This window comes from Streptomyces sp. LS-MS-L19, assembly GCF_058382285.1.
On the sequence record NZ_JBYCLL010000001.1, the window covers coordinates 3,105,608 to 3,118,313 of the forward strand.

10 protein-coding genes are annotated in these 12,706 nt (G+C 71.8%); 6 read left to right on the forward strand and 4 right to left on the reverse strand.

What is annotated here, in order from left to right; translation table 11 throughout:
* The first annotated feature begins 5 nt into the window (after positions 1–5).
* From AC2XR2_RS13720 to AC2XR2_RS13735, 4 genes are read left to right on the forward strand one after another with little or no spacing between them, the layout of a single operon-like run.
* Positions 6–1,586 carry an ABC transporter ATP-binding protein gene (locus AC2XR2_RS13720; protein WP_491515173.1) on the forward strand — a complete coding sequence of 527 codons (1,581 nt, stop codon included), beginning with the start codon at positions 6–8 and terminating at the stop codon, positions 1,584–1,586.
* Positions 1,583–2,716, forward strand: coding sequence for an ABC transporter permease (locus tag AC2XR2_RS13725; protein ID WP_491515174.1), 1,134 nt, complete (start codon positions 1,583–1,585; stop codon positions 2,714–2,716). The genes AC2XR2_RS13720 and AC2XR2_RS13725 overlap by 4 nt, the downstream gene beginning before the upstream one ends.
* On the forward strand, positions 2,716–3,681 hold the full coding sequence (locus AC2XR2_RS13730) for an ABC transporter permease (RefSeq protein WP_381301984.1): 966 nt from the start codon (positions 2,716–2,718) through the stop codon (positions 3,679–3,681). The genes AC2XR2_RS13725 and AC2XR2_RS13730 overlap by 1 nt, the downstream gene beginning before the upstream one ends.
* Complete coding sequence (locus AC2XR2_RS13735) at positions 3,678–4,844, forward strand: esterase-like activity of phytase family protein (protein WP_491515175.1); 1,167 nt, start codon at positions 3,678–3,680, stop codon at positions 4,842–4,844. The genes AC2XR2_RS13730 and AC2XR2_RS13735 overlap by 4 nt, the downstream gene beginning before the upstream one ends.
* Before the next feature lie 138 nt (positions 4,845–4,982).
* Here the strand turns inward: AC2XR2_RS13735 and AC2XR2_RS13740 are convergent, their stop codons facing one another.
* Positions 4,983–6,467 carry a ricin-type beta-trefoil lectin domain protein gene (locus AC2XR2_RS13740; protein ID WP_491515176.1) on the reverse strand — a complete coding sequence of 495 codons (1,485 nt, stop codon included), beginning with the start codon at positions 6,465–6,467 and terminating at the stop codon, positions 4,983–4,985.
* 513 nt (positions 6,468–6,980) lie between these two features.
* Between AC2XR2_RS13740 and AC2XR2_RS13745 the strand changes: the two genes are divergently transcribed.
* On the forward strand, positions 6,981–9,188 hold the full coding sequence (locus AC2XR2_RS13745) for a glycoside hydrolase family 36 protein (RefSeq protein ID WP_491518447.1): 2,208 nt from the start codon (positions 6,981–6,983) through the stop codon (positions 9,186–9,188).
* Positions 9,189–9,325: 137 nt separating this feature from the next.
* Positions 9,326–10,162, forward strand: coding sequence for a class II glutamine amidotransferase (locus AC2XR2_RS13750; RefSeq protein WP_330267150.1), 837 nt, complete (start codon positions 9,326–9,328; stop codon positions 10,160–10,162).
* An 18-nt stretch (positions 10,163–10,180) separates the two neighbouring features.
* Here AC2XR2_RS13750 and AC2XR2_RS13755 read toward each other — a convergent pair whose 3' ends face one another.
* The 3 genes from AC2XR2_RS13755 to AC2XR2_RS13765 all read right to left on the reverse strand — a co-directional run bounded on the left by AC2XR2_RS13755 (position 10,181) and on the right by AC2XR2_RS13765 (position 12,702).
* Positions 10,181–10,528: an amphi-Trp domain-containing protein gene (locus AC2XR2_RS13755; RefSeq protein WP_381299813.1), complete on the reverse strand. Its 348-nt coding sequence runs from the start codon at positions 10,526–10,528 to the stop codon at positions 10,181–10,183.
* A gap of 99 nt (positions 10,529–10,627) precedes the next feature.
* On the reverse strand, positions 10,628–11,659 hold the full coding sequence (locus AC2XR2_RS13760) for a LacI family DNA-binding transcriptional regulator (RefSeq protein ID WP_491518448.1): 1,032 nt from the start codon (positions 11,657–11,659) through the stop codon (positions 10,628–10,630).
* 2 nt (positions 11,660–11,661) lie between these two features.
* Entirely contained in the window at positions 11,662–12,702 is a 1,041-nt protein-coding gene (locus AC2XR2_RS13765) for a LacI family DNA-binding transcriptional regulator (RefSeq protein WP_491515177.1), read from the reverse strand.
* Positions 12,703–12,706 lie beyond the last annotated feature (4 nt).

Below are 12,706 nucleotides of genomic sequence, written 5' to 3' on the forward strand. Positions count from 1 at the left end.
CACTGGTGGAACCCATCGAGGAAACCGACGCGGCCGTGCACGGCGCCGCGGAGAAGGCCCCACCCGCCCTTGCGGCCACGGGCCTGGGCAAGACCTACCCCAACGGCACCCGCGCCGTGATCGACGTCGACCTGTCGGTGCCCGTCGGCGAGATCAGGGCGATCGTCGGGCAGAACGGCGCCGGCAAGTCCACCCTGATGAAGCTGCTGTACGGGCTCGAACAGCCGTCGGCCGGGCAACTCAGCGTGCACGGCAGGCCGGTCAGGTTCTCCCGGCCGCAGGACGCCATCGCCCTCGGGGTGGGCATGGTCCACCAGAACCTCATGCTGGTGCCGTCGTTCACCATCGCCGAGAACGTCGTCCTCGGCGTCGAGCCGGGCCCAGCCGGCCGCGTCGACCGCGCGGCCGCCGCCGAACGCACCGCCGCGCTGGCCGAGGAGGCGGGGCTCGCCGTCGACCCGGAGGCCAGGGTCGACGCGGTGTCGGTGGGGATGCGTCAGCGCGCCGAGATCCTCAAGGCCCTGCACCGCGGCGCCCGCATCCTGATCCTCGACGAGCCCACCGCCGTGCTCACCCCCCAGGAGACCACCGACCTGTTCACCGCGGTCCGCAGACTGCGCGACTCGGGCATGACCGTGCTGTTCATCTCGCACAAGCTCAAGGAGGTACGGGAGATCAGCGACCGGGTCACCGTCATGCGCGCCGGGTCGATGATCGCGACCGTACGCACCGAGGAGGCGACCCCGGCGCAGCTCGCGTCCATGATGGTCGGCCGGGAGATGACCCTCGACGTGACCAGGCCCCCGGCCCGCCCCGGAGCGGGAGTGCTCCGGGTACGAGGACTCTCCGGCCCCTCGGTGCACGACGTGTCCCTCGACATCGCGGCCGGTGAGATCGTCGGACTCGCGGGCGTCGAGGGCAACGGCCAGACCGAACTCGTCGAACTCCTCGCCGGACTGCGCCGCCCCACCGCCGGAACGGTCACCGTGGACGGCACCGACGTCACCCACCTCGACGCGGCGGGCCACCGCCGGGCCGGTGTCGCCCACGTGCCCGAGGACCGGCTGTCCAACGGGGCGGCCCTGGACCGCTCCCTCGCCGACAACCTGATCGTCGACCGCCACGACCGGCCCCCCGTCGCCCGCCACGGCATCCTGCGCACCCGCCGCATCCGTGAACTGGCCGAGGACCTGATCGGCCGGTACGCGATCCGCGCCCCGCATCCCGACGCTACGGCCGGTTCGCTGTCCGGCGGCAACCTGCAGAAGGTCGTCGTCGCCCGCGAACTGTCCGCGAAACCACGCCTGTTGCTCGCCGCCCAGCTCACCCGGGGCGTCGACATCGGCGCCATGCAGTTCATGTACGAACGGCTCGTCGCGGCCCGGGACGCGGGCGCGGCGGTACTGCTGGTCTCCGCCGACCTCGGTGAACTGCTCGCGCTCTCCGACCGGTTGCTGGTCATCAAGGACGGCCGACTGGTCGCCCGCTTCGACGATCCGGCCGGGCTCACCGAGGAGGCCACCGGCCTGTACATGCTCGGTGTGGAGCGGCATCCGGACGAGCGGATCACGGCAGGTGTCCGATGACCTCGATCCTGGAACCGGACGCGGAACGGCAGGGGCGGCCCGAGACACAGGGGCGCCGGGAGTTCCTGGCCACCCGGCGGCGTACGGCGCTCGTCGAGCTGACGATGACCGTGCTCACCGTCGCCGTCGCCGTCCTGATCGCCTTCCTGGTCGTCCTGGCCACCGGCAAGGACGCCACCGGCGCGCTGCACGCCCTGCTCACCGGCCCGTTGGAGCGCACGCCCCGGATCGGCCGCTGGCTCGCCGACGCCACCACCCTGGCGCTGCTCGGCCTGTCCGTGTCGATCCCCTTCCGGGCCCGGCAGATCAGCCTCGGCGCGGAGGGCCAGGTGTACGCCGGTGCTCTGGCGAGCGCACTGGTCGCGATCCACCTGCACCTGCCGCCCGTCGCCGCCGTCCTGGTGCCGCTCGCCGTCGCCGCCCTCGCCGGGGGTGCGCTGGGCGCGGTCCCGGGGGTGATGAAGGCCCGCCTCGGCGCCAACGAGATCGTGGCCACCCTCATGCTGAACGCCGTCGTCGTACGCGTCTTCGACTATCTCCTCACCGACCACATCAAGGCGCCCGACAGCAGCGCCGTGCAGTCCGCCCCGGTGCGGCCCGACTCGGCGCTGCCCCTGCTCTCGGACTTCTTCGGCGTCCCGCTGGACCAGGCGAACATCGGCCTGTTCGGGATGCTCGCGGTGGCCGCGGCCGTCTGGTTCCTGCTCGCGAGGACACCGCTCGGCTACCGCATCCGGATCACCGGCTCCAACCCGGACTTCGCCCGCTACGGCGGCCTCGACGTACCGCGCACCATCGAGTGGAGCTTCGTCATCGGCGGCGCGCTCGCCGGTCTCGCCGGGGCGCACCTCGCGCTCGGCGTCTACGGCGGCCTCCAGCCCGACATGGCCGGCGGCCTGGCCTTCGAGGGCATCGTCGTCGCCCTGCTGGGCCGCAACAACCCGGTCGGCGTGGTCGCCGCCGCGCTCCTCTACTCGTATCTGCGCGTCGGCGGCGATGTGATGGAGCAGCAGACCGACGTCGGCTCCGAGGCCGTGACCATCATCCAGGCGGTCATCGTGCTGCTCGTGACCGCCCGGGCGCTGCCCGAACTCGTCAAGCGGTACCTCGCCCGAAGGGAGGCCCGCTGATGGGCCCGGTCCTCGACGTCGTGCTCAGCACCGGTTTCCTCGCGGCGATCCTCGGGGTGTCCACGCCGTACGTCCTCGCCGCCCTCGGCGGTCTGCTGGCCGAGCGGGCCGGCGTGCCCAACATCGCGCTGGAGGGCTCGATGCTGACCGCCGCCTGCACGGGTGCGCTGGTCGCCGGGTACAGCGGCTCGGTGTGGGCGGGCGCCGTCTGCGGGATCGCCGGGGGCGCGCTCCTCGCGCTGCTGCTCGGCGTGCTGCACCTGTACCTCGGCGCGGACGCCATCATCGCCGGCATCGGGCTCAACCTGCTCGCGGCGGGCGCGACCGCTTACACCGTGTACGCGCTGCTCGGCGACAAGGGCGGGACCAGCAGGCTGCACAGCGGGGCGCTGCCCTCGGTCCGGCTGCCCCTCATCGAGGACGTTCCCGGTCTCGGCGCGGTGCTCAGCGGGCAGAACGTGCTGACCTGGGCCGCGCTCGCCGCCGCCCCCGCGGTGGCCTGGCTGCTGTACCGGGCCCGGTTCGGCTTCCATCTGCGTGCCGTCGGCGAGCATCCCGAGGCGGCCCGCTCGGTCGGCATCCACGTGCACCGGGTCCAGTTCCGCGCCCTCGCGCTCAGCGGCGCGCTGGCCGGGGCGGCCGGAGTGTTCCTGAGCATGGGCGCGGTGTCCTTCTTCGTCACCGGCATGACCGCGGGCCGCGGCTACATCGCCCTGGCCGCCGTCTTCCTCGGCGCCCTGCGCCCCTGGGGCGTCTTCCTCGCCGCCCTCGGCTTCGGCACCGCCGAGGCCCTCGCCGTCCAGCTCGGCAACCTGGACATCCCGTCGCAGCTGGTCTCGGCGATCCCGTACGCCTTCACCCTGGTCGCCCTCGCGTTCTTCGCCTGGCGGCGCCGTCGCGCGTCCCGTACCGCGCCCGCGTCCCCTCCCGGCCTGCCCTCCCCACACCTCACGGAGACCCCATGAGCATCCGCGCCGCCCGCGCCCGGATCATCGCCACCGCCGTCGTCCTCGCCGCGCTTCCCGCCCTCATCGGCACCCCGGCCGCCGCTCACGACAGCGGCGTACGGCTGGATCTCCTCGGCGAGCGGGAGCTGCCGAACGCCATGCCCTTCCAGGGCACCACCGTCGGCGGGCTGTCCGCCATCAGCTACGACGCGAAGTCCGGCACGTACTACGTGATCAGCGACGACCGGTCGCAGACCGGCCCCGCCCGCTTCTACACCGCCCGCGTCGACCTCACCGGCGGCACCCTCAAGGGCGTAGAGCTGACCGGCACCCACCCCTGGCTCCGCCCGGACGGCACCGCTTTCCCGCCCACCTCGACCGCCACCGCCACCGTCGCACCCGACCCGGAGGGCATCGCCGTCGACCCGCGCGACGGCAGTCTGGCCTGGACGAGCGAGGGCGAGCGCATCGTCCCGTCCGACGGCCCGGCCCTGCTCGGCGACCCCTGGATCCGCCGCGCCACCACGACCGGCGCCTGGACCGGACAGCTCCCGCTGCCCCCGCAACTGCACATGAATGCGCAGGAGTTCGGCCCCCGCAAGAACCAGACGCTGGAAGGAGTCACCTTCACCCCGGACGGCCGGCGGATCGTCACCGCCATGGAGGACCCCCTCTACCAGGACGGCGACGACCCCACCCCCGAGCACGGCGCGCTGACCCGCATCACCGTCCACGACACCCGTACCGGACAGCCGCTGGCCCAGTACGCCTACCCGCTGGAGCCGCTGTTCGCCACGACCCCGGCGGGCAGCACCGACACCAACGGGGTGAGCGACCTCGTCGCCCTCGACCACGACCGCTTCCTGATCCTGGAGCGCGCCTCGATCTACGCCGACAACAACTGGAAGGCCCGGATCTACCTGGTCGACCTGCGCGGCGCCACCGACGTCCTCGGCCGCGACTCCCTCACCGACCCGTCCGCGCCGCCCGTGCGACCGGTCCGCAAGACGCTGGTGAGCGACCTGTCCGACGTACCCGGGCTGTCCCGGGTCGACAACGTCGAGGGCATCACCCTCGGCCCCCGCCTCCCCGACGGCCGCCGTACCGTCGTCCTGGTCTCCGACGACAACTTCGCCGCACGCCAGGTGACCCAGTTCATCGCCTTCGCGATCCGCGGATGATCCTGTCGATGCCTTCCGGCACGGCTGACCGCCGTAGGTGCTGAGCAGGATCGGCCGTTGCACAGAAGCGCCGCCGGCCTCGCCGTAGGGCGAGGCGCGGCGGCGCCGACGGTTCGGGTCAGTGGTGCCGGGGCGTCATCAGCTCCTGGTCCACTGCTGGTTGCTGCCGCCGTTGCAGTACCAGACGTCGACCGCCGTGCCGTTGCCGGTGCCCGCGCCGGCCGCGTCCAGGCAGAGCGCCGGGTTGGCGACGCTGGTCACCGAGAGGTCCGCGTTCACGTTCCACTGCTGGGCCGCCGCGCCGGTGCAGTCGGAGATGACCACGGGGTCCCCCGCCGAGGCTCCGCTGCCGCCCAGCGTCATGCACTTGTTGCCGTAGACGGTGAGCTGCTTGTTCGCGTCCCAGTTCCAGGTCTGGTTGCCGCCGCCGTTGCAGTCCCAGAGGTCGAGCTGGGTGTTGTCGGTGGTGCTGAAGCCGGGCACGTCGACGCAGCGGTTCGAGCCCACTCCGCGCAGGACCTCGCCGGGAGGGGCCGGCGGCAGGTCGTTGACCGGCGGGGTCGTGCCGAAGCCGTAGCCCCAGCGCAGCAGCGCGACGCCGGTGGCGCTGTTGTCCACCAGGTTGCCGTCGGCGTCCAGCGACTCGATCGAGTAGGCGTCCCCGAACCGCAGGCCGGGCCAGTACACCAGGCCCATGCCCTTGCTGCGGGCGGTGTTGGCCACGGCCGCCAGGTACGAGGTGTAGACGTTGCCGTTCCAGGCGCCGTAGTTCAGGCCGATGGTCATCGGGGAGCCGGCCTCGTCGATGACGGTCCGGCCGGCGTACTTGCCGATCCGGGCCTCGAGGTCGGCGGTCCAGTCCGCCTGCGTGGTGTGGCTGGCCCAGTAGCCGTAGAAGTGCAGCGACAGCAGCGTGCCGCGCAGCGCGGGGGCCGCGCCGACACCGGTGACGTTGTCGTTGTAGCCGGTGCCGCTGATCACGACCCGCCCGCGCGGGACGTCCTTGTGCCGGCCCAGCCAGCCGCTGGTGACCGAGACCCACTGGTCCAGGGTGTAGCCGTGCGGCTCGTTCATGGGCTCGAAGTAGACCCGCGGGTTGTTCTTGTACTCCCGCACCACGGTGTTCCACATGGTGTTCCAGGCCGCCGGGTCGTCGACCAGCCCGTCCTTGCTGCTGTCGGCCTCCCAGTAGCTGACGATGACCTTGTCCCCGGAGGCGGTGGCCGCGTCGATCGTCGCCCGGTACGACTTCCACCAGGTGGTGCCCACGCTCGCCGGGTTGATCGGCAGTCGCAGCGTGTTGGCGCCCAGGTTCTTCTTGAAGCCGCGCACCATCTTCTGCGTGGTGCGGTACACGGTGCCGTAGCTGTCGGTCACCTTGAGCCCGCTGGGCACCACGGCGTCACTGGCGTAGTTGTCGCGCGGGTCGGCCCAGTTCACGCCGCGGAAGTCACTGGTGGCGCCCTTCGGCGCGGGCTTGGCCGGCGCGTACGAGGCGGCTGACGTCGTCCCGGCCGACTCGGCGAGGGCGGGGTGGGGGGCGGTCAGCAACATGAGTGTCGCGCCGAAACCGGCCATGAGCACACTGGCCAGTCTTCTCGACCTCGTCGGGGTCTTGGTCATGTCGTCTCCAGTGACGAAAAACGCGGAGGGGCGGGTGCGGGTTCGCCACCTGAGCCGAGCCATGGATGAGCCCGGGGCCCCGTTACGGACGCCCCAAACCCATGCAAACCGGCCATGGTTACGTAACCATCGCCCGGACACTCGCACGACGCGCCCACCGGTGACAAGACCTTTGACGGTTCCGAAACCCCGTGCGGCCGAGTGGTCTCGCGCGACGGGCGCGGGCTGAGGTCTTGGTGGCTCGTCGGCGACCACACTTGCGTGCGCTTGTGTGACCGGTCACTTGCGTGACAGGATTGTGAGCGGTCACATTGCAGGAGACCGTCCTGTGAGCGTGAACGCCCAGCTCAGCCCAGCGCCGGAACCCTAGCGGAACCGAACCGTCCCGGAAGGGGAATCACGTTGACCGCTGCCGTAGCCGAGCGATCCCGTATCTGGGCGTGCCCGGAACTGGGGCTGCATGCCGTCGTGGACAGCACCGGATCGGTGAGACTGGGCAGACCCGGCCAGGACATGGCCTGTCTCGTTCCGCTGGTGGAGGTCACGGCGACCGGGCATGGGCGCCTGTGGTCGGGCGAGCGGTTCATCGAGACGGCCATCGGCGAGCGTCTGGCGTACCGCGACCACGAGACGGTCGAGGTGGGGGGCGGGCGCGAGCGTACGACGATCAGGCTGACGGACGCGGTGACCGGCCTGACCGCGGAGGTTGTGCTGGAGACGGGGGTGGGGGGGTCTGCCGGGGCAGTCTCGGCTGGGGCGGGATCGGCGGGGTCGGGTGATGTCGCTGAGAGCTGGGCCGGCGTGGATACGACCGCGGCGGGTTCTGTGGGTTCGGGTTCCGCCCCTGAAAGCTGGTCCGGCGTGGACCCGGCCGGAGCGGGATCGGCGGGATCGGGTTCCGCGCCCGCGGGCCCGGCCCGTACGACCAGGCGGCTCGCCCGCGGCGGGTTCCTGAGGGCCCGGGTGCGGTTGGTCAACGAGGGCAGTGTGCCGGTCCGGCTGGAGAGCGTGAGCACCCTGACCCTCGGCGGCATCGCCGAAGGCGCCCTCGACGGCCTCACCCTGCACTGGGCGGACAACGACTGGCTCGCCGAATGCCGTTGGCGGCAGGCCCCCTACCGCGACCAGGTCGTCCCGTTGAACAGGTCCGCCCACGGGCACGAGGGCCGCGGCTGCTTCGAGCGGTACTCGCAGGGAAGCTGGTCCACCGGCCGCCACCTCCCCGTCGCCGGCCTCACCGACCGGGACGGCCGCGCCTGGCTGTGGCAGATCGAGTCCAGCGCCGGCTGGCGGTTCGAGACCGGTGAACGCGAAGGCGCCGCCTACGTAGCCCTGTTCGGCCCCGACGACGCCCACCACCAGTGGCAGCACACCCTCGCCCCCGGCCAGGAGTTCACCACCGTGCCCGCCGTCCTGGTGCGGACGGAGACCGGTGGCCTGGACGCCGCGTTCGGGGTCCTGACGGACTACCGCAGGAGCATCCGCCGCGACCATCCCGACCACCGCGCGCTGCCGGTGATCTACAACGACTACATGAACACCCTCATGGGTGACCCCACCACCGAACGGCTGCTGCCCCTGATCGAGTCCGCGGCCGCCGCCGGAGCGGAGGTGTTCGTCATCGACGCGGGCTGGTACGACGACGACGCCCAGGGCTGGTGGGACGCCGTCGGAGCATGGGAAGCCGCTCCGAACCGGTTCCCGGCCGGTCTGCCGGAGGTCCTGGACACGATCAGGCGCCACGGCATGACCCCGGGGCTCTGGCTCGAACCCGAGGTCGTCGGCGTCCGCAGCCCCCTGGCCCACGCCCTGCCCGACGAGGCGTTCTTCCGGCGGGGCGGGCTCCGCGTCACCGAACACGGCCGGCACCACCTCGACCTGCGCCACCCGGCCGCCCGTGCCCACCTGGACGAGGTCGTGGACCGGCTGGTCGGCGAGTGGGGGGTCGGCTACCTCAAACTCGACTACAACATCAACATCGGCCCCGGCACGGAGAACGGCCCCGAGAGCCCGGGGGCGGGCCTGCTCGGACACCACCGCGCCCATCTCGACTGGCTGGCCGGTGTCCTCGACCGGCATCCCGGCCTGGTCCTGGAGAACTGCGGTTCCGGCGGTCTGCGCATGGACTACGCGCAGTTGGCCCTGACCCAGCTCCAGTCCACCAGCGACCAGCAGGACTACCTGCGCTACCCCCCGATCGCCGCGGCGGCGCCGACCGCGGTGACCCCGGAGCAGGCGGCGGTGTGGGCCTACCCGCAGCCGCACTTCAGCCCGGACGAGATCGCCTTCACCCTCACCGGCGCACTCCTGGGCCGTATCCACCTCTCCGGCTTCCTCAACCTCATGAGCGCCGAACAGTTCGCCCTCGTCCGCTCGGCCATCTCCGTCTACCGGGACATCCGGCCGGAGATCCACGACGCCCACCCCTTCTGGCCCCTCGGTCTGCCGGGCTGGGAGGACACGTGGATCACGCATGGCCTGCACACCGCCGACGGCGCGCTGCTCACCGTGTGGCGCCGGGAGTCACCCGCCGGCGCGCCCGGCCCCGACGTCGTCACCATCCCCCTCCCCCACCTGCGGGGCAGCCACCCCGAACCGGTGGTCCTCTACCCGACGGTCTCCGACTGCACCGCGCGATGGGACCCGGCCCGCGGACTGCTCAGCGTCCACCTGCCCCGCCCCGGCACCGCCGCCCTCCTCCGCCTGCACACCGTGAGCTGAGCGACCTCGGGCGCCCCGGAGAACGGGCTCGACATCCCCCGCCCGCATGGCGATGCGCCGAGGGGGAGGCGAAAATGGGAGCGGAACAGAACCAGGACTCCGGCCGCGACTGCGGACAGGAACACAGGTGATCGTTCATGTGCCGATGGCTCGCTTACTCGGGAACCCCCCTGCTCCTCGACACCATCCTCTACAAACCGGCCCACTCGCTGATCGACCAGAGCCTCCACTCACGCATGGGTGTCGAGACGACCAACGGTGACGGTTTCGGCGTCGGGTGGTACTCGGAGGAGAGCATCGACACCCCGGCCCTGTTCACGGACGTGGGCCCCGCGTGGAACAACCGGAACCTGAGGGAGCTCGCGGACCATGTCCGCTCCCCGTTGTTCTTCGCCCACATCAGGGCGACCACCGGCACGGCGGTGCAGCAGACGAACTGCCACCCGTTCCGGCACGGCCGCTGGATGTGGATGCACAACGGCGCCATCGCGGACTTCCACCTCGTACGCCGCGACCTGTCCCTGCTCGTCGAGCCCGGCCTGTACGCCGACATCGAGGGCACCACGGACTCGGAGGTGATGTTCTACCTGGCGCTCACCTTCGGCCTGGACGAGGATCCGCCGGGCGCGGTGTCCCGGATGGTGGGCGCGGTGGAGCGCGTCGGCCACGCCCACGGTGTGGAGTTCCCGCTGCAGATGACGATCGGCGTGACCGACGGCGTGCGCATATGGTCGTTCCGCTACTCGAGCCAGGGCGCTTCCCGGTCGCTGTTCTACAGCACCCGCGTGGACACCCTGCGCACCCTGCACCCCGACGCGGCGTTCCTGCGGGAGGTCTCCGACGACACCCGCCTCGTCGTCTCCGAACCCCTCGGCAACCTGCCCGGCGCCTGGAACGAGGTGCCGGAGAGCAGTTACGGCGTCATCCAGGACGGGGCCGACGAGCTGTACCGCTTCGTCCCGGAACCCGTGTGACGCGCCGGCCGCTTCCCGTCAGCCGCTCTTGGCCCTCCTGGCGTCGGTGCCGGTGCGACCGGACCGGGCGGGGACGGTCTTCTTCCCCGCGGCCTTCTCCGTACGGGCGGCCGACTGCGACGGTGCCGTCCGGGGCCGTCGCGTCGACCACTTGAACTCGATCTCCAGCTCGATCTCCCCGTCTCCGACCTCGACCTCCACCTCGGTGCGCAGGTCGTCGGGGATCCGCAGGCTCACCGTCGTTCCGGAGCCGAGTTCCAGTTCGGCCTCCCCGCCCTCTCTCAGCGCGGCCGCGAGCGCGTCGAGCCGGTCAGCCGCCTCGGCGCGCGACAGCGAGCTCTTCTGCTCGAACTTGAGATCTTTCATGAGGTGGCTCCCATCCACAGAAACAGGACATAACGCCAATTCTGCGGCCGCGAGCGTGATCGGACATCCCCGCGGGCGTCCGGGTGAAGCGCTCCCCGCTCAATCGGCGCTGGAGAGACCGGGCGCGGCCGCGGACGACCGGCGCACCCGCAGGGCGAAGCCGGCGCTCTCGCAGCGGCCGGGGAGGCCCCGGAAGTCCTCCAGGTCCATGCGCGAGCGCAGCAGCGACACCGCCGTGCGGGCGATCACCGCGCGCTGCGGGTCGACGGTGGTCAGCGGCGTCGAGGCGAAGCGGGCTGCCTCGATGTCGTCGAAGCCCGCCAGGGCCACGTCGTCCGGGACGGAGACGCCGCTGCGGGCCAGGACCGACAGCGCACCGATCGCGACCACGTCGTTGTAGCAGAACAGGGCGTCGAAGCGGACGCGGGTGCGCAGCAGACGGGCCACCGCGCCGGCGCCGGAGGACCACAGGTCGGCGTCGTCCACACCGATCACCAGCGAGTCGTCGTAGGCGACCCCGGCGTCCTCGAGAGCTCTGCGGTAACCGCGCAGACGCCGGCCGCCGGCCCGGGGTTCCACCTGTTCGCACAGCGCTGCGATACGGCGCCTGCCCTGGGCGAGGAGATGGCTGACGGCCGCGTGGGTGCCCTGCTCGTCGGCGATCTCGACGTAGTCCAGGTGCGTCCCGGCCGCCTGGGCGGGGCGCTCGCCGAGGACGACGGTGGGCTGGGTGAGCGGCAGCGGCAGGTACTCCTCGGCGGTGAGGGCCTGCGGCACGTAGATGACCCCGTCCACGAGTTCCTTGTGCGAGGTGGACAGGACGGCGCGTTCCCGCTCGGCGTCTCCCCGGGTGGTCTCGACGACCACCTTCAGGCCCTGGGTCTCCGGAGCCCGGATGACCTGTTCGGCCAGCTCCGCGTTGAACGGCTGGTGGACGTTCGGGAGCACCAGCGCGATGGTGCCGGTGCGCTGCGAGCGCAGCCCGCGGGCGAAGGGGTTGAGCCGGTAGCCGAGTTCCTCGACGGCCGCACGGACGCGGTGCTCCGTCTCGGGACTGAAGGAGCCCGTGCCGTTGATGACGTTGGAGACCGTCTTCGTCGACACGCCCGCCTTCTCGGCCACGGTACGCATGGTCACGCTCCGCCCCATGCGGGCATCCCTCCCAAAGTCGATTCACGGACGGTCAGTTGGTGGTCGGCGACGACCAGCCGGCCGGAATCCCGCTCGACCGTACCGTTCATGCGGTCGTTCAGCAGGACCAGGGCCTCGCGTGCGATCTGGCTCCTGCCGGGGGCGAGCGAGGTGAGCGCCGGGTGCGCGTACCGGGCGTCGTCGGTGTCGTCGAACCCGGCGACGGCCACCTCGGCCGGGACCCGCACCCCCGCCTCCTGCAGGGTGTGCAGGGCGCCGAGCGCCAGGACGTCCGCGAAGGCGACCACGGCGTCGAAGGGGACACCCTGGTCGATCAGCCGGCGCATGGCGGTGGCTCCCTCCTGGCGGTTCCAGTGCGGGGTGCCCACTTCGAGGACCAGGTCGGGGTCGTAGGGCAGACCGGCGTCCCGCAGTCCCTTGCGGTAGCCCTTCAGGCGCAGGTGGGCGGCGGCCCGCTCGGGCCGGTCGGTGTGGTCGGCGCCGAGGGCCGCGATCCGGGTGTATCCCAGCGACACCATGTGTCCGACGAGGGCCCGGACGCCTTCCTGGTTGGCCATGGCGACCCGGTCGACGGGTGCGTCGTAGGCCCGTTCGGAGATGAACACGGTCGGCACGGTCCGGGCCACGGTGAGGGCCTGGGCGTCGGACAGCCCCACCGGGTACATCAACAGCCCTCCCAGGTGCGGACCGTGCTCCCGGACCAGGGCGAGTTCGGCCTCGGCGGCTCCTTCGGTGAGCTCGATCAGCACCGTGAGCCCATGGCGTTCCGCCTCGCGCATGATCTCCTCGGCGAGCGAGGAGAAGTAGGGCTGGGACAGGTGGGGCAGGGCGAGTCCGACCAGGTCGATCCGGCCGGTGCGCAGGTTGCGGGCGACCGAGTTGGGCCGGAAGTCCAGCTCGGCTATGGCCGCGTCGACCTTGCGCCGGGTCTGTTCGCTGACGTTGGGCTCGCCGTTGACCACACGGGAGACCGTCTTCAGTGACACCCCGGCCCGCTGGGCCACGTCATGCATCGTGGACATGACC